Origin of the sequence: Acetobacter orleanensis (assembly GCF_001581005.1) — a bacterium.
GTDB classification, from domain to species: Bacteria; Pseudomonadota; Alphaproteobacteria; order Acetobacterales; family Acetobacteraceae; genus Acetobacter; species Acetobacter orleanensis.
Genome location: NZ_LHZV01000062.1, coordinates 124,836 through 147,562, shown reverse-complemented (window position 1 = coordinate 147,562; position 22,727 = coordinate 124,836). Strand labels below are relative to the sequence as shown.

Sequence of the window (22,727 nt, the reverse complement as noted above, 5' to 3'; positions counted from 1 at the left end):
TTCGAACCCTCCACCTTTGACCTTTATGAGCCCATTTTCTGAGGCCGATGGAACGGATGATGCCGGGGAGAGCGACAAGATTGTTCCTCGCGTTACAGACGGCATTGATGATGTCGTCCATGTTATCAAAGACGGTGTTGGTCAGCCAGCTGGTGCGGAGGAATTGCCAGATATTTTTTCGACCGGGTTCAGTTCGGGAGCACGACGGCATGAGCGCCCCGAGCCACGGAGTATGAAATCTCGTCGATGTGCACTTGCATGCTATACGTGCCGATAAACGGAAGAGCGAGACCTGCGGCCTTGCCACGTGCGGGACAGATTGCCCCGAACAGCCATGCGTTGACATAGCGCTGGTCTGCCGGCTGGCGTAGCCGGGTTCCCCGTTTGTCCCATTGCCGGACGACACTGTTCTTTTGCCCGGTCCGCGCTTCGTCCCGGCACCAGATTTCGATCCGTTTGCCGCGCGGCTGATGGCCGGTGCGAGACTTCAGGATTGTTGGGAAGTTTTTTGAAAGCGTCCATGACGGACGGATCCTGTCTCGGGTGGCGGGGCCGTGCGCTGACGTGAATGAAGCCCAGTCGCTTTAAGAGGGTGGAAGCGTGGCGCTCGTGATACGACACGCCAAAGCGCTCCTCAATCACCCGCTTCAGATCAATGCCGCGCCAGTGGACCACGCCATCCCGGTTACGGTCGGGGCCAACCATGATCAATGCCGAGAGTTCCGCCTGCTGGTCCGCCGTCAGGCGGTAGACAGAGCCGTGTCGCCATTGATCCCGCAGGCCATCTGGCCCACAGCATTGAACCGGTGCAACCAGTCCCACAGAGGGTTTGCCGGTTCATGCCGCCGATCCGCGCCGCGTCTCCTCGGCTGACACCGTCCTGCACCGCAGCCAAAGACAGAAGGCGCCGTGCAACATTCGCATCCCATGCACGAGAGGCCAGCCGCCGAAGCGCCTCAGCCGTATAATCCGTCCGTAAGGCAATCGCACCAGCCATCTCCGATCCTCCATCACAAGACAGAATCAGAACAGGCGGGTCATGTCACTTCACAGGTGAGTCAGACATAATAGCCTTTGGTATGGCATTAAAAAAGCCCTTCTCTTCTGATGAAGAGAAGGGCTTTTCCCGTGTTCAGTAATCAGCCGGCGGCTTTAAGACCGCGTACTTTTTGAGTGCTCTTTGTCATGACATATGGACCAGCAGCAATGATCTGGATGGTCAGCATCCGCAGGCCATGTCTTCTGATATCCGGAAGCTGCAGTGTAGCATTGCCGTTCGTCCAGCGGCACGGCACAGTTTCCTGCGTATTCCATCCTGACAGTTCCGCCTGATCCAGATGGGATGTGATAGCATGCTCATTTTTACCATCAAACAATGTCACCTGTCCTACCAGAACGCCAAGGTGACGACGGTCATCCACAAACGGTCCGATTGTGTCACTCGGGCGGCTGGTACGGGTGACAATCTGTACCGTCTCCACATCAGCCGGGATCATGAACACGACTTTGTCATGTAACTGACGAACAGGACGAATGCTCTGGCCCTGCCCTGTTACCAGATGAATGTCAGAATCTAGCTTCACTTCCGGAACCTCGTTGTAAGAGACAAGGCCTTGTGCAACAGCACGGTCTGCCAGTGTCTGAAACAGCGGCTCCACGATGGTCCGTTCTACGGTGAGAGTCGCCGCACCATCATTATCCCACGTCTTTTCAGGCGCTTTTGCTGTCAGACGCACAACGCTACCATCCTGACGGAAGATGCCGCGATTGCCCGTATCCAGATAGCTTTCTGTCAGCGTGTCGTTCGCCCAGATCACGGAATGCTCTTCCGTCTCGATATGGAAGTAGTCGTAAGACGTGATAGAGCGGTCATAGACAATGCTCCGACCATTGACCAACATCCGCACCGGCACGAACTTGTCTTCAAAGAACAGACTATGTTCCGGGGTAACCAGCAGATCCTGACTCGGTACGCCTACGGCCAGCGCATCTTTGAGGATGCGGACCGGGTAGCCTGCCTCATCATCGGCGAGAGCGGTGTTCACATGCATGGATTTCCGGCCGGTCCAGATCACGGCGCGTTCCGCCGCGCACTGCGCCTTCCAGTCCCATGTCTGCACGCTGTCGCCAATACGCAGAGTTTCCACTGCGACATCACCAGACGCCGTGCGGATCATGGACCCAGCAAGGAAGCAGACCTCAAACAACACGCTGCCATCAGCCGCGGCCTTAGACAACGAATAGCCTTTTGCCTCCGCACCCGGAATATGCAACGTGATGGTTGACTTGTTCTGCAGAGTCAGAGTGACGTAATCACCGTTCTTGTTATTATTCGCGTCAACATAAGCCACAGCCGTGATGTCTTTTTCTGTGACACCCGCAAGCTTGATGCCATCAGAATTACCCGCAGACGTTCCGTTAAACCCATCGATCTCTGTGAGCACATTGATCTTGGTCGTGGCGGTCCCGCCATTTTCAAGCCCGCTGATGGTCAGACCGGTGTTTGTGCTGCCCTGCAAGTTAACAGTCCCGCCAGCATCATTCCAGATGGTCGCACTACCACCGCTGTAAAGCGTTGTCGTGCCAGTCAGGATCGTGCCACTGGAGGCAATCAGTGTCCCGCCATTCGCAACAGTCGTATCCGCAAGTGTAGTGCCACTCGACGCATTAACCGTGCCATTGTCAGACACCGTTGTTCCAGAAGCAATGCCCGAGGCAACGTTCAAATAAGAACCAGCACCGGCAACAGACGCATTGGTCGTCGTGCCGCCATAGACAAAGATATGACCGTTATCAGATGCGGATGTATTATAAGCAACACCACCAGACATAATGGTCTGACCTGCGCCAGAACTGACCTGCGTGCCTGTCGCCGTTCCCCCGTTGGAAATCGTTTCCGCCGTGCTGTTTGAGGTCAGGATTGTGCCTGTCGTCGCCCCGCGAGAATACACATTAATCGTGCCAGCCTGCCCGCCAGCTGGAGTTGTAGCACTCGCATTAACAGCGGAACCACCAGCATAGACATTCAGTACGCCGCCACCCTGAACGGTCGCACTCGTGGCAGTCCCACCATTGGAAACATTATAGGTGCCACCGTTTGCAACGGTCACATTGCTACCGTTCCATGTTCCTCCTGCTGAAGGAGCAACTACTGTTTCATACGCGCCGGATCCAACGATAATCCCGCTGGAAGCATCAGCAGAGTCGTTTGTCCCGCTACCTCCGGCAGAAATAATCAGATGACCACCAGCCTTCACAGATGTCTCGTAGGAAGATCCACCTGCATTAACAAGAGCAGAGCCGCCAGCACTAACTATTGTAGAAGACGCAACAGCACCGCCGCCTGAGAATGCGGACGTTCCGGTCCCCCAATAACCTGAGCCCCAATAGTTTACATCAACAGAACCGATTGTCTGCTGACCGCCGTTTTCGACAGTTGCACCAACTGCTAGGCCGCTATTGGTAACATATTGGACTGCGCCACTCTGCAGAACCGTCTGAGACGCAACACCGCCTTTAACATGTTCTGTACCAGAGGCTCCAACTGTCGTAGAGGTTGTAATGGCACCAGAAGAAACAACATCATACCCAGATGTCGTAACATTCAGCATATTGCCAGACCCATTCGAGCCTATAAGCAATCCACCACCGCTTTGAGCTGTCACAGCAGAAGCAACGCCTCCGCTATCCACAGTCATCCAACCGCTAATAACTTGCCCGGATGATGCTTCTGCGCCGCCATATACAGAGGTGTAAGCTCCACTTTGCCATGTATTAACAATGACAGTTCCAGAACCGTCGGCAGATAAACCACCAGCCTGTGTTACGCTTGTATTATAGGCCTGTCCACCAGAATCTAGACCAAGAGTACCCTTAGAATTTACCGTAATACTGGAAACAACACCACCGTTGTCATAAATATAGCCGCCGGAATTTGCGGTCATCGAGACGGCAGAAGCTCCAACGTGAACTGTTGCCTGTCCATTAGCAACATCACCACCTGATGCCACACCACCAGAGTTGACTTCCAGCCATCCACCAGAAACATGCGTTTCTGAAGCAAGACCGCCCTGATTAACAAATCCGTGACCTGAACCAGAAATCGTAATATTAAGAGAACTACCTTTAACAGAAATCGAAGTTCCACTCTCAATCACTGTATCATGCGCAGAACCGGAGGCGTTAATATTAACAGTTCCGCCACTTGTTACTGTTCCGCCACCCAGAACACCGCCGGAGTTGATGGAGACGGTACCTTCAAGGTAGCCAGTATGATAGGCATTAAGAGCGCCGCTTGATTTGCCATTGCCTGAGACATCAGCACCACTCAAAATGCCACCATCATACACAGTGATCGTGCCGCCCGAGGCAGTCGTATTGGCAGCAGAGCCGCCCGCAGAAATAAATTGCCCGGCTCCGTCCAGCACCGTCGTGCCGGTCGCACTTCCGCCTGTCTCAACAGTTTCCGCAGCACCGGCACCAGAAACGGTATCAAAAGACGTCTTAGCTCCGGCACGGACATCAATCGTGCCCTTACTCATCGCAGACAGATAACTGCCTACCGCGCCAGAAGACAGATATACCGCACCAGAAGAAATATACGTACCATGCGCAGAACCGGAGGAGTTAATATTAACAATTCCGCCACTTGTTACTGTTCCGCCACCCAGAACACCGCCAGAGTTGATGGAGACGGTACCTTCAAGGTAGCCAGTCGTATATGCATTAAGAGCGCCGCCTGATGTGCCATCGCCTGAGACATCAGCGCCACTCAGAATGCCGCCATCATACACAGTAATCGTACCGCCAGAGGCATGTGCGTTATTAAGAACACCACCGCTATTTACAGTAACATATGCTTCGGACACGGTCGTATTTGTAGCAGAACCGCCCGCAGAAATAAATTGCTGGGCTCCATGCTGAACCGTCGTTCCACTCGCACTCCCGCCTGTCTCAACATTTTCAACACCGCCGGCGCCAGAAACGGTATCTCCATACGTCTTGGCTCCGGCACCGACATCAATCGTGCCTGCACTCGTTGCATGCAGATTGCTGCCAACACCACCAGAAGACAGCTTCACCGTGCCATTAGAGATAACCGTATCATGCGCAGAACCGGAGGCATTAATATTAACAGTTCCGCCACTTGTTACTGTTCCACCACCCAGAACACCGCCAGAGTTGATGGAGACGGTACCTTCAAGGTAGCCAGTCGTATATGCATTAAGAGCGCCACCTGATGTGCCATCGCTGGATACATCAGCACCACTCAGAATACCGCCATCATACACAGTAATCGTACCGCCAGAAGCATGTGCGTTATTCAGAACACCCCCACTACTTACGGTCACAGCTGCTTCGGAGACTGTCGTATCGGTGGCAGAGCCACCCGCGGAAACATATTGCCCGGCTCCATTCTGAACCGTCGTTCCACTCGCATTCCCGCCTGCCAGAACAGTTTCAACGCCGCCCTTGCCAGAAACGGTATCTCCATATGTCTGGGCTCCAGAACTGACAGTAATCGTGCCCGCACTCGTCGCATGCAGAGCACTACCAACACCACCAGAAGACAGATTCACCGAGCCATTAGAAATAACCGTATTCTTTGCCGTACCTGATCCTGATACAGTGACTGAAGCACCACTCAGAAGCTGGCCTCCGACAAGGCCACCCCCAGACTGAACGTTAATTGTACCTTTCAAATCGGCAGCGGTCAAAACACCTTGAGCACCTAGTCCGCCCGCTAAAGTCGCGTTACTTACAACGCTCCCGGATGATGCCACAACGCCTGCATATCCCAGAACTTTAAGGTTAGATACAGTAGCACCTGAGCTTAAATATCCCCAAGCAGTCGCATCACCCTTATTTAAAGACTCAACAGTATATCCATTAATTTGACCAGTGACCGTAACAGCTCCACCGCCCGACTGAATCAGATTTGTTTCAGTCCCGCCAGCAGTCAATGCACCTTGGCCTGATAACGTTACATTAGTAGCACTGCCCAAGATGGTATAAGCACCAGCAGCAATTGTGCCAGAGCTTGTTTGTTTTCCTGTTAACGTAACATCGGAAATTAGCGAGCCAGCTGAAGCCGTTAGCTTCCCTGCTTGAATCGTTGATCCTGTAATTGCGCCACCATTATAAACATTGAGATTCGAGGTATCAAAAGTATAATTAGTAGCAGTTCCATATATAGCAGTTGTATCAAAAGATGATGTTGCACCACCACCATTTGATGTAGTGCCTGCTGATATTGTCAAAACAGTCATGGCATTTACCCTTTATTTAAAGCACAAGACGCGAAATAACTTTAAGCACCAACTCTGCTGCTATAAGTCGCGTACATTCAAACTGACGCGGCGTGCTTGCATGCCGCGGACACCACAAAAAATCGTGGTGATCGAAACGCTCTTTCGGGTCATTCCAACAGGAATTGCATGTATGCCAGTTGATGACGCGATAAGGCGTTGCGAATTCATTTGTTGGGTGTGTAAAGCCCGAGATCATGACAACAGGAGTGGCTGCGGACCATGCCAGCCAAGCCAACCCGGAACTGTTGCCAATAAAGAAGGCGGCATGTTTCAGCCAGCGCGCCCGCTCTGCCAGCGGACGGTTTCCGGTCTGATCTTCCGCGCCATGCGGAAGATGATTCCAGATAATCCCTGTACCATGCACAGATTTCTGATCTATGCAGACCACCCGATAGCCCTGCTGCTTCAACCAGCCAATAACCTCGGACCAGCCGATGGGATTATTCCAGTATTTGCACTGTGAGGACGCTTGCACGGCAATGCAGACATAAGGCTCTTCAATCGGCCGCCCTTCATCAGGAAAGCTAATTTTTGCAGGCTCTTCTTCCGGGCTGACCCCCAGAATATACGCCGCTGTCTTATGCAACCCGACAAACCGGAAGTCGGTCGGCTGCCAGTCGAATGCCGCATCATCAAAAAACAGACCAAGGCTATAGGTGGCATAAAATGTCTCGGCCAGCTTCTGCTCCGAAATCTCTTCATGCGTGACAAAGCGGATATGCGGATAGGCCGCCTCAAACAACGGCCGGATCAGGCTTGATAAGGCGCAGGTCACGCGTGCGCCGCGCTGTTCAGCAAAACGCGCGGCATAGGGCATCCAAGCCAGAGTGTCGCCCAGTGTCCCGATAGGAAACTGGATCAGAACATTCTGGTCTTTCGCATCATAGTTATGGGAGAAGACATGCTCCTGAGAACCCTGTCTCTTAGCAGAGTCTTCTTTCCAGACATCAATGCCAAACCTTACATACCAGCGCTTACTGGAATGCACGAAGGCGTCCTTCAGCCCCCCCTGCTCGAACAGGATATTACCGGTATCGGAATCCCGGAGACGGACCCGCCATGTTCCTGTCTCCAGAACAGGCAGACGCACACGGCATCCCGCATTGAAATCGAACCGTATATGGCTCTCTTCTCCCTGAGTAGGGTCTTGTGCAGGCAGGGGATAAGGCGCGGTAACCCGAGCAGACGCCAGATTACTACTGACAGGGAAAGCCTCGTCCCCTACTGGAATTGATGACGCTTCAGCCGAGGACATGGTTGCTTGCTTCGCGTCGATCGGAGGTCGTGCCGATATCTTGCAAAAATGTTGAATTATGCAAAAATTTAAAGTTGACTTATTTTGTTAAAAAATAGATAAAAAACCGTAAATATCTTTGCTAATATTCGATTCTTAAGGTGCTAACGTAGTATTTTCCGAGGCTTTATATGAGTTTTCATAATTCAAAAATTTTGAAACTTATATAAAATACGCATTGATCGGTAACTATTACGTAATGTTTTGGAATTTACATGAGTCGGAAAATTGGTTACGCCCGTGTTAGTACAACGGGCCAGACGCTGGACGGCCAAATACTAACACTGGAACAAAATCAGTGTGGGAAGATTTTTCGAGAAAAAATAAGCGGCTCCAATGCGGAACGGCCTCAATTAAACAGACTGTTAAGCTACATTCAGGAAGGTGATACTGTTATCGTAACACGGATTGATCGGCTGGCCCGCAGCACCTTTGATTTATTTGCCATTATTAGAAATTTTACCGAAAAAAAAGCGCATTTTTATTCGCTATCAGAACCTTGGGCCGACACTTCCTCAAGTACAGGCCGCCTCATGCTTGCCGTTTTGGGCGGGTTGGCAGATGTCGAACGCGATTTAATCCGAACTCGCACAGCTGAAGGCCGGGCGCGTGCCCAAAAGCAGGGTGTCAAAATGGGGAGGCCGTTACTCACCTCCAAGACTGATCGCATAGAAATTATAAACAGACGCCAAGATGGCCACACACTAGCGAAAATTGCCAAAGATTACAATATTTCTCCTAGCACTGTAATGAGAATAATAAATAAAGAATGTATTCAATGAATTTTTATATTATTTATGAATTGTATTTTTATTTAAATATATAATTTTTAAATTTTATACCAGATCAGCAATAATTGTCTATATTGGAAGCTCGATAAAATCGATAACATGTGATTTAAATTTTTAATATAAACACCGCAGCAGGGAAGCCATGAAGCCAGTCTGACGCCTGAAATGATCGACAGCCTGCATACCAAGGCACATTACGGAAAAATCGGAGTTTTGACGTCGGCCAGAAAATTGTCGGACGCAAGCCGCAGATCGCCGTTGATACGAATGGACACCATCCAATATTATTTAGCTGATACATATGATTCTGGACGTGTCACGGTTTAGTTCCAGACCATAGGTTATCTGTTAAGCGGCATTGCGCTCATGGTGCGGAATGCAGCCTCTGCGGATTATAGAAATCATTGATGGTGCATGTGATGGCCTGCATGACGTCCTGACGCGTGCTCCAAACCTGTCGCCACAGGAGTTCCGCTTTCAGGGTCTTGAAGAAGCTCTTCGCGACCGCATTGTCCCAGCCGTTTCCCTTTCTGCTCATGGACACGATAAAGCCATGGGCGGAAAGGAGCTACATTTTCAGGGGGCACGTCAAACTCATGCCCCCGAACCCATCATAATTGCCAGTTCAGTTTTTATTTGATAATGATAATCCTTCTCAAAATTGGAGGGAAGATTATGTCCGCCTCGGGCCTGTGGCAACACCTGTTTACGCGGCAGAGCAAAAGCAAAAAGCCTGCTTCCGCTCCCTTGCCGGAGCAGATTGATGCCATTCGTCAACGGGCAATCAGCGGCCATCATCTGGAACAGGTTCTCTGGGGGAAGGTGCTGCTGAACAGCGCCTATGTTCGGTCCGATCAGGCTCAGGCTCTTGTCTGGTTCACAATAGCGGCCAATGCGGGCTATGGCCCTGCTCACAACATGCTGGGCCGCTGCCACCATTTTGGCTGGGGATGTGAGAAGAACTTGCAGCAGGCGGCCCAGCATTATGAGACCGCGGCCAGACTTGGGGATGAATGGGGCCGTTATAATCTGGGCATTCTGACAATGCGTGGCCTTGGTATGCCGCAAGACCTTAAAAAAGCACTCCGGTTGTTCACCACAGCCGCCCATAATGGGCATGCCAAATCCATGAATCTGCTCGCACGCTTTTTGGAAGAAGGGTGGGAAACGCCACAGGACAAAGCGGCGGCTCTGGTCTGGTATCGCAAATCTGCTGAAGGCGGCGACTACCGGGGCTGCCATAACTATGCAACAGCTCTGGCCGATGCCGGACGGATACAGGATGCCCTGCGCTGGTGGCGGCAGGCGCTCCCGGAAGCAACGTCTGACATTCTTCTGGCGATGGACCGTGCTTTATCCCGCCTTGGAAAAGCAGCAGATCCCGCGCTTTTTGCTGCCTTACAGGTGCGGATGCAAAGCCTTTCCGCTCAGCCGCGACCTACCCCTTGAACCTCCCGGCACCAACCTCCTCATCGCCCTCCGGTACTGCGCGACGTAAATCCCTCACACCTCTGTGACCTAAAAATGCTCAGACGACGGAAGCCTCTGATAAAAAATAGCTTTAGTTGATAGTAAGACTTAATTCCTATACTCTATTGATATAAAACAGATTTTTATTTGCATCCCTCAAGCAGTTACGTTACATGCAGGCTGTTATTTCTTAACCAGAGCAAAGAGGCCCATCATGGTTAAAGACGCAAAAGTTATTGAACATCTTAACACACAGCTCACAAATGAGCTGACAGCCATCAACCAGTATTTTCTGCATGCCCGCACCTTGCGCCACTGGGGCGTGACCCTGCTGGGCAAGAAGGAACATGAAGAATCCATTGAGGAAATGCACCACGCTGACTGGCTGATTGAGCGTATTCTGTTTCTGGGTGGACTGCCGAACGTCCAGCGCCTGAACACCATCCTGATCGGTCAGGACGTGAAGGAAATTCTGGAATGCGACATGAAGCTGGAAGAAAAAGCAATTGGTGACCTGCGTGAAGGCATTGCCTATTGTGAAAGCGTGCGGGACTACGTCTCCCGTGACCTGCTGCTGAAAATCCTGACGAACGAAGAAGAACATGAAGACTTCCTCGACCGTCAGTTTGACCTCATCAAGCTGGTTGGTATTGAACGCTATATTCACCTGAACTCTGCTGCGGCTCCTGATCAGGAATAAGCACAGTTTTTCTACGCCCTCCGGCCTACCATGCCGGGGGGCGTAGGCTCTTCTTAGCGGACCGCAAAAGTCTGAGCATACAGGTCCGGCTTAAACCCGACGACAACAGAACCAGCCTCCAGCACAGGCCGCTTGATCATGGAGGGTTGAGCCAGCATCAGCGCCATCGCTTTTGCGGCGTCCAGACCCGTTTTCTGGTCCTCCGGCAGCTTGCGGAAGGTTGTGCCCGCACGGTTGAGCAGTGCCTCCCATCCCACGCCCTTCATCCATTTTTCCAGATGCTGTGCGTCAATCCCCTCACTTTTATAGTCATGGAAGTGATACGCTATACCATGCTCGTCGAGCCAGTTCCGAGCCTTACGCATCGTGTCACAACTCTTGATTCCATAAATGACGACCGGTGATATCATCGCTTGTCCTTTCATTTTTGCACTTGCATTGATTGACAGATTTATAGAAATCAGACCACCTAGCAGCTATGCTTCGTTCCTTTATCCGCCCCACCAGCATCTGTTCTACTCTTTTACTTGGCGGATGCGCGGTGCAGGGCGCACCATCCTTCGCGCTGGTGGGTGCCTATTTTCCAGACTGGATGCTGTGCGGCATGATCGGCATTGCCGTTGCCGTCACGCTGCGCGTGGTTTTTGTGCTGACTGGCGTTGATGCCCTCCTAAGCCTGCGCCTGTTTACCTACCTTTCTCTGGGGGTCATAACCGCCCTTCTGGCATGGCTGATCTGGTTCGGACCTTAACTGCATGAAAAAAGTCTCTCTTTCCACGAGCAGCCCCATCGGGTTTGCCATTGCTGCGGTCTGTATTCTGGGGGCCATTGGGCTGGGGGTATATGTCTCACGTCAGGACGGGGCCTATCCCTCATCTGACAGCGGTTCCATTGATGCCGAGGTCGTGCACATGGCCTCCACAGTGGGAGGCCGCCTGATTGCGTTGCCTGTGCATGTGAATCAGGCCGTTAAAAAAGGAGACCTCCTCTACCGTCTGGACCCGGAACCGTATGAACTGGCTGTGCGGCAGGCGGAAGCCAATCTGGCTCTGGCGGCCGCAGAAGTGGAGAACCAGAAACGCCTGCTGGCTGTTAAAACTGCCAATGCTGCTGTCGCGCAGGACCAGACAACCCGCGCACAGACCAATCATGATCTGGCGGCCCGTACTGTAGAGCGCCTCAAGCCGCTGGCAGGGCACGCCTATATCCCGTGGCAGCAATATGATCAGGCGCGCGTCGCCCTCAATGATGCGGCTGTCTCCCTTGCCCAGAGCCACCAGCAGGCCAGTGCGGCACAGATAGCCATTGGCGACTTGAAAAGCTCTCTCGCAGCCCAGCAGGCCGCGCAGGCCATGCTGGATCAGGCCCGTTATGCCTTACGCCAGACAACCGTGATCGCCCCAACGGACGGATACGTCACCAGCCTGCGGGTTAAGGAGGGGGAAATTCTCGCCCCGTCTCAGGTTCTGTTCACGCTGGTTGCTAATGACACCTGGTATGCCAGCGCCAATATCCGGGAAATCACGCTGCACGCCATTGCACCGGGAGATTGCGCCACAGTCTATTCCATGATCGACCGACACACCCCACTCCACGGCCATGTGGAAAGCATTGGCTGGGGGGTTGCTTCTTTGGATTCTGCCGGTCTGGCACGCGGGTTGCCTCTGGTCCCGCGAGAAATGGATTGGGTCCATGTGGCCCAGCGCTTTCCTGTCCGTATCCGGCTGGACCCGGCAGACCCACGCCTGCTGCGGCTGGGCGCCACAGCAACAGTCGAGATCCGGCATGGCGAAGCCTGCCACTAACGTCCGGCCTTTGACCGCCGACCGGATCTGGCGACTGATTACGCAGCGCACCCCCGGTCGGGGTGGGGCTGCGCTACGCATGGCGGCGGCTTGCACGACAACCGTGCTGGTTGGAGAAATCTGGCAGGTGCCGGACCTTGCCGTTCCGGCACTCGTCACCATGGCCCTGTGGCAGAAAGACCGCGTGACAAATGTGCTGGCCGGTCTGATTGTGAATATCCTGTTCGGGCTTATCATCCTCATCATGTTCGGGCTGATACACCTCACGCTGGACCACCCGATGGGTCTGGCTATTGCCACGGCTCTTCTCTCTTTTGGGTTCTTTTTCCTTGGGTCTGCCAGCAAACTAAAGCCCGTGGCCTATATGCTGGGGCTGGTTGTGGTGTACGCCATGATCGCCATTGGAAACGCGCCCATCGGGGAGTTGGCTACGCGCGCTCTGCTCTATGCGGACCTGTTCATTCTGGTGCCGGGTGCCGTCATGGTGTGCCTTGCGCCCGTTATCTGCCCTTCCCCCAAAACCCTTCTCACCCGCTCGCTTGCACACCATCTGCGCCTGAGTGCCGCCCTTCTGCGCACGCCAGACGATGAGCAGATGCGCGACACAGCCGAAGCCCTCCTGCGGGAAGGGGCAAAAGGCATGCTGATGTCTTTGAAAATGGCTGGGCTGGAAAAGATAGGGCGCAAGCAGGATCTTGCTTGCCTGAAACAAGCCATTCCGCGCAGTGTGGGTATTCTGGCCCTTGCCCACGCGGCCTCATGCGAGAGCACTCACACACCAGACATTCCGGCCCAGCCACCCGAAGCACTCATTCAGACATTGCTGGACATGGCAGAGATTTTCCAGAGCGGAGGCTACCCGACAGATATTGCGCAGCCACCAGTGCCAGAGCCCACTCCCGCTTTCATAAAAATTGCGTCTCTTCTGCCTGATTTCACAAACCCTTCCGCGCAGAAAGCGCCAGAAAACGGTAAAAAAGCCAAGTCCGGTTCTTCCGGTTTTTTCGCGCCAGATGCGTTGAGCAATCCCGAGCATGTCCGCTTTGCCGTAAAAGGCACTGCGGCTGTGATGTTAAGTTATTTTATCTTCAAAATTCTCAACTGGGACGGCATTCACACCTGCATTATCACCTGCTTTATTGTTGCGCTGCCCACCATGGGAGAAATGATTTCCAAACTAACGCTGCGCATCAGCGGCGCACTGGTCGGAGGGGCACTGGGGATTTTATCCATTATTTTCGTTATTCCCCACCTTACCAATATTGCGGCTTTTCTGATCATGATTTTTGCGTGCTCTCTCCTTGCCGCATGGGTCAAATCAGGTGATGAGCGGATTGCCTATGCGGGCTTCCAGATTGGTCTGGCTTTTTTCCTGTCTGACCTGAAAGGCTATGGCCCAACGTCAGACATGACCACGGCGCGCAACCGCATTATCGGGATTCTTCTTGGCAACTTCATCACCTATGCGGTTTTTACCAGCTTCTGGCCATCCAGCGCCTATGACAAAATTAAAGAGACAATCTCTGCGGCCCTGAAGGCCCTGCACACCCAGTTTCAGGCCGCCTCCGTGCAGGAGGAGTTGCTCCTTGCCGCCTCAACCCAGAACGCGTTGGCGGCTGCGGAACGCATGATTGAATTTGCCAGCGTGGAACCCATCCATCTCCGTGCCCAGATGGACGAACTCGCTACCTATCGGGCCATAACCAGCCAGATCTCCAGCCTGTCGGAAGACGGTCTGATTCCCGCCCGGCGCCCTGCTGCGTCTGCTCAACTCGCTCTTCTGGACAAGGTGGTGTCATGATCCGCTTCCCCCGCCACACAGCCTGCCTGACCACAAGCCTAATCTTTCTGCTAGGCGGTTGCGCAACCGAAGCCCTGAAGAGCGCGCCAGCCCGACCAGACGCCCCTTGGCAGCCCAACGTGTCTGACAAAGGCGAACTTCTGCCCGGCCAGAACGCACATGGACTGACTCTGCCCGCCGGATATACTCTGCCTGCCAACCAGACAATCGCCCCGCGCCCTGCGGATGCCGATGTCAGCACAACCCACACCTACTCCCTCCCGGAACTGATTGACGTTGCTCAGTCTGCCAACCCAACCACCCGGCAGGCATGGAACACCGCGCGGAATGCGGCTCTGGCAGTGGGTATTACACGCACGGCCTACCTGCCGCATCTGAGTGCAACAGTTGTTGGCGGCTATACGCATCAACGCAACAATGGGTCCAACCCGCGCCTGAGCGGTGCTGGAGAAATGGGGGACATCATCAACAACGGGATCAATCAGGCTGAATCCCTTGGTGATGGCGTTAGAAATCGGAATTCTGGCCATGGTGAGGTACAGACACTCAGCATGCAATGGCTGCTGTTTGACTTTGGCAAGCGGGAAGCCGTGATTAACGCTGCCAAACAAACGCAACTCGCGACAAATATTCTGTTCACGGCGGCGCATCAGAAAGTCATCTACGGGGTGACGTTGGCATTTTATACCCATGCCGCCGCCGCCGCACGGGTTACACTGGTGCAACAGGCACTGGAAAACTCCAGAAAAGTGCAGGCCGCAGCAGAAATGCGCCTTAAGCAAGGTCAAGGCACTCTTGTTGATGTGACGCAGGCCCGGCAGATGACAGCGCAAGCGGAGCTCCGGCTTGTGCAGGCCCAGAACATGGCAGAAAATACCTATCTGGACCTGATGACCGCCATGGGGATTTCTCCTAATACACGCTTGCAGACACAGGATATTTCAAACCGTCCGCTGACAATGGCTGACATGCGCCTGACAGATGACATGGTCCGGCAGGCCGTTGCGCAACGCCCGGATGTTCTGGCGGCGTACGCTGCTGCCAAAGCATCACAAAGCAATATTTCCGCGGCTAAAGCCGAGTTTCTGCCAAAAATTTTCCTGTCTGGAAACGTCGCTTATACCACAGGGCATCTGGCGCTCTCTTCCGTTCCGGGTGTGGGGTCTGACTCCAACCCGACACTTAACCTTTCCACCAACAATTTCAGCAGCCTGATACTGGGCGGCATTACCGTGCCGGTTTTTGATGGCGGCATGCGGGCCGCCATGCTGCGGCAGGCCCGCAATCACGCCGATAGCGCCCAAACTTTTTTACGGAAAACTGTTGATGAGTCCGTCAAACAGATTGTCACTGCGGAAAATAGCCTTCACGGCAGCCTGAGCGCCTATACCGCCGCAGGCCGCCTGCAAACGGCAGCGCAAACCAGTTTTGATGCCGCCTTTGCAGCCTATCGCAGTGGTGTCGGGTCCATCACGCAGGCCACAATGGCACAAACCGGTTTGCTGGATGCCCAGCTTGGCCATTCAGACACTTACTATGCCGCCCTGATTGCCGCCGCGAGCCTAGCTTTTGCAACTGGTGCGCTAGGAGACGCGCAAGTTCAATAATTCACTCACTCCCCTGATGAGTGAGGGCTGCTGGTACACGAGCATGACGCCATATCCCCGAAACTGACTCTTATTGGAATGGTGTGATACTGAAGAGAACGAGATGCATCCCATCACGCTATGACGCACCCACTTCACCTTGCTTCATAAGAGAGCTATTCACTCGGATAGCTATCGACAATAACTGACAACAGGCTCCAGAATAGCTAAACAGACATCCCACACAGGATTGTCTTGATTTAACCCGCCTTGCAGGAAAACACACAACGATGCGGTCCGGTTTTCTGACCAGTTTCTTTATCGGTTCAGGACAACGGCTGAGACGGTTTTTTCTGGCATCTGGCACAGTCTGCACGGTCCTGCTTCCTACCGTGGCCTTTGCACAAAATCGGCCGGAAGATCAGGTCGAGCATGATCAGGATAGTCTGGGCAACTCAGCCCCGTTCATGAACCAGTTTGGGCCGGGAGTCACCACAAAGGGGCTTCACCTTCCGCGCGCCAGTCAGGAGCAGGATGAACCGCTGGACACCAGCGACACGCTTCTGGGCACCATGGGGGGCGTGCGGACGTGGCTTTACCGATATGGCATCACACTGGATATGGAGGACGTAGAAGAGCTGTGGGGAAACACATCCGGCGGCACGCCAAGCCTTGCGGATGTCCGGAGTGGCACGGGCACCGGCCCGTCATATAATGCCATGACGGCCCCGACCCTGACTGTTGATCTGAAAAAACTGATTGGCCTGAAAGGCGGCATTCTCACTATCAGTGCTCTCCAGACGCGCGGACGCTCCATCACGCAGGACCATCTGGGCACCTTTAACCCTATAAGCGGTTATGAAGCAGACCGCTCCACGCGCCTGTTTGAATTATGGTACCGACAACTGCTCTTTAACGACACACTCGGTATCAAGATCGGGCAGCAAAATCTGGAATCTGAATTCATGCTGACCAACTATGGCGGCCTGTTTCTGAATTCCAACTTTGGTTGGCCGATGGCGCCTTCTGTCAATCTTTATAGCGGCGGCCCGTCCTGGCCCTTATCCTCCCCGGCCCTGCGCCTCCGCTACCGGCCGCACAATGCAGTTACCATTCTGGCAGCGGTTGCGGATGATAACCCGCCGGGCAATCGCTATAATGCGTTCAGTATCCAGCACGGTGGCAACACGTCGGACCCCGCCAATCAGGTCACGCATGATGGCAGCGGCACCCGCTTTAATACCGGCACCGGCGCATTGCTGATTGGGGAAATACATTACACGCTCAACCGCCAGCCCGAAGATCTTTCAGACGTTACCAAAGACCCCGGCCTGCCCGGCATTTACAAGCTGGGCGGATTTTACGATACCGCGAAATTTCCTGACTATCGCTACAATACGCATGATCAGCTCATGGGAAAAGGAGGCGGCACACCGCGCTGGGATCGTGGAAACTGGATGGTCTATGCTGTCATTGACCAGATGGTCTGGCGGCCTTCCTACAAATCCGACAGATCTCTTGGCCTATTTTTCAGGGCAACAGGCAATAGGGGTGACCGCAACCTTGTCAGCTTTGCAGCGGATGCCGGGATGAACTTTAAAGCACCGTTTTCAGGCCGCCCGAATGACACGGTGGGCATTGGCTGGGGGTTAGGCCGCTCAAGTTCCGGCTGGCGGCGCTATAACCGCACCGCAAAAACACGTGTTCCCGGCAATGAAAACCATCTGGAGATTACCTATCAGGCAGAAGTCCGGCCATGGTTGGTCGTACAGCCCGATTTCCAGCAAATGTGGAACCCGATGGGCGGCAGACCGGACCCACGTTATCCCTCTTCCTCTCGCCGTATCGGGAATGAGACGATTTTCGGACTGCATACAAGTATAACATTCTGAAACCACTCTGCTGGTTGAAATTTGCGCGCGCATGTTATAACGCCGTTCCTGCAGAAGCCTCTTCCGCCTTCCGCGCTCTCCATCCAGCCCTCTCTGAGTGCCCCTTCCGCCTGCCGGACCATCCTGTTCCGGCACTCCCTGCTTTTTTGCTTGCAGCAACAGTCCTGCCACCCGGCATACTGGCTGGCTTTTGTGTGCTCTTTCCTCTCTATGTTCCTCTCCTGCCTGACTGTTCATGAAAAAACACCTGTCCTTTTCCCTCCCCCGTAAACCGACATTCTTCCGGGCTGCCTCCCGCAGTCTCCTTCCCTCAGCTATTGCGCACTGGCTGGGTGTGCGGGCCATTGCTATTGCCCCGGAGCAGGTTGCCGTGCGTGAAGGCCTACGCGCAGGGGTTGCTGTCAGCACCGTTATGATTTTGGCGTTGTCTTTGCACATGCCGCTTATGGCTTGGTCCGCCTTTGCGGCGTTCTGGACCTGCCTTGTGGACCCCGGCGGCCTGCTGCGGCCACGGCTGGAAACCATGCTGAAATTTGCAGCCCTTGGCACAGTTATCAGCGGTTCTGTTGCTGCGGCTTCCGGGTTTGGGCTTGTGCCTGCCTTTATAGCGCTTGGGGTGAGCGTATTCGGCTGTGCACTGGGCCGCCTGCGCGGGGGCAGTGCTACGCAGATTGGCGTTCTGGCTGCCATCGTCGCTGTCGTGGCTGTTTGTTATCCCTTGCCGCCAGAGGTGGCGCTGCGCCTGTCTGGCCTATTCGCGCTGGGGGCGATCTGGGCCACCCTGATCTGTGTTCTAGCTTGGCCTGTGGACCCTTATATGCCGCTGCGGCTGGCCTGTTCCGCCGTCTTGCGGGAAGAGGAACGCATGACGCGCCGCCTGCTGGATGTCATGAAGCCCGGCGCACAGGGCCGCACACGCCACAGTACCTCCATCGGGGCGTTTCGCAGAGAGGTGCGTAGCCGGATTGAGCGGACACGGGGGCGCATTGAAGTGCTCTCCGCTGATACCGTCAGCAGCCGCGCCCGCGCCACACTGCTGCCCGCTATAGAGGCATGTGATCGGATTTTTATTGCCCTGATTGCCTTTGAACATGCGGCCTTATCTGGCGAGACCTCTCATGCTGCCCGGCGCACGCTCCGTGTGGTCACCACCACATTGCACCGTATGGCGGGGGAAGCCCAACGCCCGGAACCCCGGCCTGACCGGCTGCAACGGCAACACCGCCTTCTGGCGCGCATTGGAGCCGAGGATTCAAGTCTGTTTGGTAAAGGGGCGCAGGTTTGCGCACAGGCTGTGCAGGATTTGATTGCCGCATGGCAGACAGGTTCCAGCGCACATCCTCACTCTTCCGGGCAACACGCCCCACCGGGGGGTGTTCGGGCAGCGTCTGTCACTCCTGCGCAGGGCTTCCGGCATGCAGCGCGCATCTGTGTTTCTGTGCTGGTGGCTTATGCCATTTCACTCAAACTCCACCTGCCCTACGCTTACTGGGCCATGATGGCGGTAGTGGTGGTCACCCAACCCCGTGTGACCACTACGCTCCCCCGGACTATTGAACGTGTTGTTGGAAGTATTGCCGGTGGCCTTCTGGCGGCGGTCATGGGTGTACTGTTGCCGGTATGGAGCATCCTGCTGCTGATTTTCCCGCTGGCCGCCGCGACCATTGCGCTACGCAGCGTGAATTACACTCTGTGCGTAATGTTCATGACGCAGCTTTTCGTGCTGGTGACGGATCTGGTCAGCCCCGGTCTGGGGTGGGATGTCGCACTGGCTCGCGCTATCAATAACATTATTGGCAGTCTGGTCGGGTTGGCGGGCTGCCTGCTGCTCTGGCCAGAACAGCGCAATGCACCATTGGCGGCACAGATTGCGGATGCGTTCCGCGCGAATATCCGCTACGCGGCCCTTGCGACCGGGCCGGAAACCCTAAGTTGGACACAGATTGAAAGTGCTCGCCGCAAAGCTGGCACCACGAGCACGCTTGCAGAAATTCAATGCCAGACAGCCGGTCTGGAAGGCTTGCGTCGCTCGGACCAGATTGGAAAAGCGCGTGATATTCTGTTCCTGTTACGGAAGCTGGCCGGTGCTGCCAGCGTGTGGTGGATGGAAAAAACAGCCGAACCCACACCAGCAATCCGGCAGCGCGCAGACTTATATAACCATCTGGCAGACCAATTTGCCCCAGAAACCCTAACGCCTGCGGAAACAACGCAACATACAGACCCAAAACTGAATGATATACTCATCCTGTTACAAAAACTGGATCTGACGGATCTGGAGAATGAGCCTAGTCCGTCTATCAGTCAGGATGATAAACGCTCTTTCTGATAAAGAGAGTTTCTGGAACGGATATTGAACCAGCTTGTGAGGCGGGTCATTCAGTAACCAGCCTCACTTAACGCTTTCTTTAACGAATGGATATTTTCTTGAAGAAAGCGGCTTATGCGGCGCAGGAAATCGTCTGATTCTGGCGGAACGTCTGAGCAACCTGCCGCGCCAGAACGGCCATATCCGGCCTGACGGCATTGTGCAGCGCACGAACACTGTCATGCGTCGCGTAAAAGCGCTGCCCCTGCCCGCCGCTCAACTGGATAGCAGTTCCCAGAAAAATTCCGTCTATTTCGATGATTTTTGAAGTACGTATCATGACTGACCTCGAAAACAAAACCCCTGAAGGGCGCTTCCGCCGGTAGTTTCACGTCCGGCGGATTATAAAATGTGCGTCTTCTGCACGTCGTGACCTTTCATGCGCGGCATACACCCGCAACATCGGAAGGCCCTGCACATTCGCAGCATCATGAAACCGCTCCCTAATTTTAGCCTCATCTCATCCCTAATGAGGCCAGAGAACCGTATGAGCAAAAATGACGCGCGTCAATAAACCACGATAACAATTGTTATTAATAATGTAGAATTTATAATTGTGCACAATAATGTGTTTTATTTTTCATTATATTTTTCAATATGTTAAGCGTTATAACTCAGACTGAACTTTAGAGTATCACGTCAGAAATCAGTGTCTTTTATCCTCTTAAACCCCTTCAAATTTTTGAGAGACTCCATTTCAACAAAATTCTATCGTTATTATCTGTATGGAATTGCGTTTCTGTCTGCATAACGGGGCATTCTGTTAGAAAACGTACGCTAAGGATTTGGCGGGACAGATTACAGCCGAAGCGACCTAAAATCGTCGCGTGGTTGGCCGGACTTGATATCACCACGAACGAAAGACTAATCTTCGCGATTTTCGCCGGACTGGCCAAAGCTGCCATGGGTAAGTCAGAGATCAGGATCGCCGATCTATGCGCCGAACTCGGCATCACGCGGCAGACCCTCTACCGTCACGTCACGCCAAAGGGGCAAATCAGACCCGACGGTGAGAAGCTGTTGGCTCGAAAGCCGCGATGATCCTGTGACGTCAGCCATCATCGCCGTTGCGATAAGCGCAGCATCATCGCTGGTGATTTCGAACACGCCAAACCGGAATCGATATCCCCAGTTCGTGCTATCACGGGTAAACGCGAGGCGGCCAAGCAACGGTCTGATTGGTGTTTCTCGTGCATCATGCCACTGCACATCGCGCCGCCATGGTCTAAAGCCTGTCGTCATCTCGACCTGATAAGGCGGCGTGTCGACAACGGTGCCGATTGCAGTGAATGCCTGGAAGCGATCCTTCCCCCCGAAACGCAAGACGGGCGAATAGTAGATGACTTGATCGCCGGGCACGATCCGGCAAAGGGGAGCCGCCTTCCCGTGGCAGACCTGCATAATGCCGAGCGATCGACCGAGCGCAACATGCTCGGCCGAGGCAACGGCGACCCAGTGGCGCGCCGCGTTGCTCACATATCCTCCGCGATCGCGTAAACGCGCAGCCGGTGCCCATCAGGATCAAGCGCAACGAAGCTACGCCCAAAGCCGAGATCGGTCGGCGGGAAGGCGATCATTGCACCCTTTGCCAGCCAAGCAGCATGCGTTTCGTCGATCTTGGCGGGGCTGCTCATCTTGAAACCGATCTCGCAACCGCCCCCTCCCGCAGTCGGGGCCGGTTGTACGCCGTCCTTGCCCCACAGTCCAAGCGCCAGTCCTGAGGGCAGGACGAGGAGTGCGAAGGTTGGGCTGGCTTCGACAGGTTCGATGCCGAGCAGTCGGGCATAAAAGCCCGCGCTGGCTGGTGCGTCAGCGACATAGAGGAACAGGATATTGGTCTCTGTCATTATGGTGCTCCGGTCTGGAAGTGAACGGAGCGGACGCTATCGCACTCTACTGCCAGTTTCCGGCAGTAGAGTGCGGAAGTCGTTTATTCATTGAATTCCCTCCTCTTCACGCCATTCCTTCAGCAACGCCTGACGCCGCCTAGGATACCGTTCATCGATCAGTGTTGCCGAGACGATCCGGTCGGTGCGGAAATGCCTGAAACTCTGGCGCAGTTCGCACCACGCCAGAAGCACGCGCACAGAGTCGAAAAATGCCAGCGCAAACGGCCAGACGACCCGCTCCGACACCATGCCAGCAGCATCACAGTATTGAAGCGATAGTCTGCGTTCGGCACGGATTGCCTTGCGCAGCAAAGCAGGATCAACACGATCCGGCGGAAGTGTGGCACCGGGACCAATCAGGAGTGCCGAGGCGTCAAGTTCGTCGCGAAGACCGGCTGGTAGTACTGCCGCAATCCGGGTCAGCGCGCTCCGTGCCGCATCCTGTAATGGATTGTCCGCACGATCGGTGACCCAGCGTGAACCCAGCACGAGTGCTTCGATTTCTTCCGACGTGAACATCAGAGGCGGCAGCAAGAAGCCGGGCTTCAGGACATAGCCTACGCCGGGTTCTCCTTCAATCGCAGCTCCCAGCGCTTGTAGGCTGACGATGTCCCGATAGAGCGTCCTGATGCTAACTCCGATTGCGTCGGCAAGTGTCTTCCCGCTGACAGGACGGCGGTGTGCCCGCAATGCATGCAGCAGATCAAAGAGGCGTTCAGAGCGAGACATACTTCACGCATATAACCATACTGTCCTGCCATAAAGCGGAATTACCTTCATATAGACCTATATGCTGCTTAGCGTACGTTTTCGAACATCT

Annotated in this window: 17 protein-coding genes and 1 pseudogene; 9 read left to right on the top strand and 9 right to left on the bottom strand. The window is 54.2% G+C overall.

Going from position 1 to position 22,727, the window contains the following annotated elements:
- From AD949_RS13815 to AD949_RS08450, 3 genes and pseudogenes are all read right to left on the bottom strand, one after another.
- Positions 1 to 997 (bottom strand): annotated as a pseudogene (locus tag AD949_RS13815) (IS630 family transposase); the annotation flags it as partial.
- A 142-nt stretch (positions 998 to 1,139) separates the two neighbouring features.
- Positions 1,140 to 5,579 (bottom strand): Hint domain-containing protein, encoded by a 4,440-nt coding sequence (locus AD949_RS08455; protein ID WP_061504652.1) that lies wholly within the window; start codon positions 5,577 to 5,579, stop codon positions 1,140 to 1,142.
- A gap of 706 nt (positions 5,580 to 6,285) precedes the next feature.
- Positions 6,286 to 7,566 (bottom strand): autotransporter strand-loop-strand O-heptosyltransferase, encoded by a 1,281-nt coding sequence (locus AD949_RS08450; protein WP_082064727.1) that lies wholly within the window; start codon positions 7,564 to 7,566, stop codon positions 6,286 to 6,288.
- A 254-nt stretch (positions 7,567 to 7,820) separates the two neighbouring features.
- Here AD949_RS08450 and AD949_RS08445 point away from each other — a divergent pair, with 254 nt between their 5' ends.
- Positions 7,821 to 8,387, top strand: a complete 567-nt coding sequence (locus AD949_RS08445; protein WP_048835927.1) for a recombinase family protein — start codon at positions 7,821 to 7,823, stop codon at positions 8,385 to 8,387.
- A gap of 373 nt (positions 8,388 to 8,760) precedes the next feature.
- On the opposite strand, the gene AD949_RS13810 is transcribed toward AD949_RS08445, so the two are convergent.
- The gene (locus tag AD949_RS13810) at positions 8,761 to 8,934 is read right to left on the bottom strand and encodes an integrase core domain-containing protein (RefSeq protein WP_141325416.1); all 174 of its coding nucleotides are present in this window, start codon (positions 8,932 to 8,934) and stop codon (positions 8,761 to 8,763) included.
- Positions 8,935 to 9,071: 137 nt separating this feature from the next.
- Here AD949_RS13810 and AD949_RS08435 point away from each other — a divergent pair, with 137 nt between their 5' ends.
- Positions 9,072 to 9,845, top strand: coding sequence for a tetratricopeptide repeat protein (locus AD949_RS08435; protein WP_048835929.1), 774 nt, complete (start codon positions 9,072 to 9,074; stop codon positions 9,843 to 9,845).
- A 235-nt stretch (positions 9,846 to 10,080) separates the two neighbouring features.
- Positions 10,081 to 10,566, top strand: coding sequence for a bacterioferritin (gene bfr / locus AD949_RS08430; RefSeq protein ID WP_082064729.1), 486 nt, complete (start codon positions 10,081 to 10,083; stop codon positions 10,564 to 10,566).
- A 53-nt stretch (positions 10,567 to 10,619) separates the two neighbouring features.
- Here the strand turns inward: bfr and AD949_RS08425 are convergent, their stop codons facing one another.
- A complete protein-coding gene (locus AD949_RS08425; RefSeq protein WP_048835931.1) occupies positions 10,620 to 10,976 on the bottom strand; it encodes an ArsC family reductase in 357 nt (118 codons plus the stop codon).
- A 68-nt stretch (positions 10,977 to 11,044) separates the two neighbouring features.
- On the opposite strand from AD949_RS08425, the gene AD949_RS08420 reads away from it, so the two are divergent.
- The 6 genes from AD949_RS08420 to AD949_RS08395 all read left to right on the top strand — a co-directional run bounded on the left by AD949_RS08420 (position 11,045) and on the right by AD949_RS08395 (position 19,979).
- Positions 11,045 to 11,317 (top strand): YtcA family lipoprotein, encoded by a 273-nt coding sequence (locus AD949_RS08420; RefSeq protein ID WP_048835932.1) that lies wholly within the window; start codon positions 11,045 to 11,047, stop codon positions 11,315 to 11,317.
- 4 nt (positions 11,318 to 11,321) lie between these two features.
- Positions 11,322 to 12,371, top strand: coding sequence for a multidrug transporter subunit MdtN (mdtN, locus tag AD949_RS08415; RefSeq protein ID WP_048835933.1), 1,050 nt, complete (start codon positions 11,322 to 11,324; stop codon positions 12,369 to 12,371).
- Complete coding sequence (locus AD949_RS08410; protein ID WP_048835934.1) at positions 12,352 to 14,172, top strand: FUSC family protein; 1,821 nt, start codon at positions 12,352 to 12,354, stop codon at positions 14,170 to 14,172. The genes mdtN and AD949_RS08410 overlap by 20 nt, the downstream gene beginning before the upstream one ends.
- The gene (locus AD949_RS08405; protein ID WP_048835935.1) at positions 14,169 to 15,779 is read left to right on the top strand and encodes a TolC family protein; all 1,611 of its coding nucleotides are present in this window, start codon (positions 14,169 to 14,171) and stop codon (positions 15,777 to 15,779) included. Before AD949_RS08410 ends, AD949_RS08405 begins: the two co-directional genes overlap by 4 nt.
- 269 nt (positions 15,780 to 16,048) lie before the next feature.
- Complete coding sequence (locus AD949_RS08400) at positions 16,049 to 17,650, top strand: carbohydrate porin (RefSeq protein ID WP_082064730.1); 1,602 nt, start codon at positions 16,049 to 16,051, stop codon at positions 17,648 to 17,650.
- 235 nt (positions 17,651 to 17,885) lie between these two features.
- On the top strand, positions 17,886 to 19,979 hold the full coding sequence (locus AD949_RS08395; protein ID WP_048835936.1) for an FUSC family protein: 2,094 nt from the start codon (positions 17,886 to 17,888) through the stop codon (positions 19,977 to 19,979).
- Between the two features lie 112 nt (positions 19,980 to 20,091).
- Here AD949_RS08395 and AD949_RS08390 read toward each other — a convergent pair whose 3' ends face one another.
- The 4 genes from AD949_RS08390 to AD949_RS08375 all read right to left on the bottom strand — a co-directional run bounded on the left by AD949_RS08390 (position 20,092) and on the right by AD949_RS08375 (position 22,636).
- Positions 20,092 to 20,298 carry a hypothetical protein gene (locus tag AD949_RS08390; protein ID WP_048835937.1) on the bottom strand — a complete coding sequence of 69 codons (207 nt, stop codon included), beginning with the start codon at positions 20,296 to 20,298 and terminating at the stop codon, positions 20,092 to 20,094.
- Positions 20,299 to 20,951: 653 nt separating this feature from the next.
- Positions 20,952 to 21,494 carry an EVE domain-containing protein gene (locus AD949_RS08385; RefSeq protein WP_082064732.1) on the bottom strand — a complete coding sequence of 181 codons (543 nt, stop codon included), beginning with the start codon at positions 21,492 to 21,494 and terminating at the stop codon, positions 20,952 to 20,954.
- Complete coding sequence (locus AD949_RS08380; RefSeq protein WP_048835938.1) at positions 21,491 to 21,865, bottom strand: VOC family protein; 375 nt, start codon at positions 21,863 to 21,865, stop codon at positions 21,491 to 21,493. Before AD949_RS08380 ends, AD949_RS08385 begins: the two co-directional genes overlap by 4 nt.
- Before the next feature lie 87 nt (positions 21,866 to 21,952).
- Positions 21,953 to 22,636: a helix-turn-helix transcriptional regulator gene (locus tag AD949_RS08375; protein ID WP_048835939.1), complete on the bottom strand. Its 684-nt coding sequence runs from the start codon at positions 22,634 to 22,636 to the stop codon at positions 21,953 to 21,955.
- Positions 22,637 to 22,727: the final 91 nt, after the last annotated feature.

Coding starts and splice junctions, on each gene's coding strand:
- AD949_RS08390 (WP_048835937.1), bottom strand. CDS start 20,298: ATGATACGTACTTCAAAAATCATCGAAATAGACGGAATTTTTCTGGGA.
- AD949_RS08445 (WP_048835927.1), top strand. CDS start 7,821: ATGAGTCGGAAAATTGGTTACGCCCGTGTTAGTACAACGGGCCAGACG.
- mdtN (WP_048835933.1), top strand. CDS start 11,322: ATGAAAAAAGTCTCTCTTTCCACGAGCAGCCCCATCGGGTTTGCCATT.
- AD949_RS08410 (WP_048835934.1), top strand. CDS start 12,352: ATGGCGAAGCCTGCCACTAACGTCCGGCCTTTGACCGCCGACCGGATC.
- AD949_RS08425 (WP_048835931.1), bottom strand. CDS start 10,976: ATGATATCACCGGTCGTCATTTATGGAATCAAGAGTTGTGACACGATG.
- AD949_RS08420 (WP_048835932.1), top strand. CDS start 11,045: ATGCTTCGTTCCTTTATCCGCCCCACCAGCATCTGTTCTACTCTTTTA.
- AD949_RS08450 (WP_082064727.1), bottom strand. CDS start 7,566: ATGTCCTCGGCTGAAGCGTCATCAATTCCAGTAGGGGACGAGGCTTTC.
- AD949_RS08400 (WP_082064730.1), top strand. CDS start 16,049: ATGCGGTCCGGTTTTCTGACCAGTTTCTTTATCGGTTCAGGACAACGG.
- AD949_RS08380 (WP_048835938.1), bottom strand. CDS start 21,865: ATGACAGAGACCAATATCCTGTTCCTCTATGTCGCTGACGCACCAGCC.
- AD949_RS13810 (WP_141325416.1), bottom strand. CDS start 8,934: ATGAGCAGAAAGGGAAACGGCTGGGACAATGCGGTCGCGAAGAGCTTC.
- AD949_RS08375 (WP_048835939.1), bottom strand. CDS start 22,636: ATGTCTCGCTCTGAACGCCTCTTTGATCTGCTGCATGCATTGCGGGCA.
- AD949_RS08395 (WP_048835936.1), top strand. CDS start 17,886: ATGAAAAAACACCTGTCCTTTTCCCTCCCCCGTAAACCGACATTCTTC.
- AD949_RS08435 (WP_048835929.1), top strand. CDS start 9,072: ATGTCCGCCTCGGGCCTGTGGCAACACCTGTTTACGCGGCAGAGCAAA.
- AD949_RS08405 (WP_048835935.1), top strand. CDS start 14,169: ATGATCCGCTTCCCCCGCCACACAGCCTGCCTGACCACAAGCCTAATC.
- bfr (WP_082064729.1), top strand. CDS start 10,081: ATGGTTAAAGACGCAAAAGTTATTGAACATCTTAACACACAGCTCACA.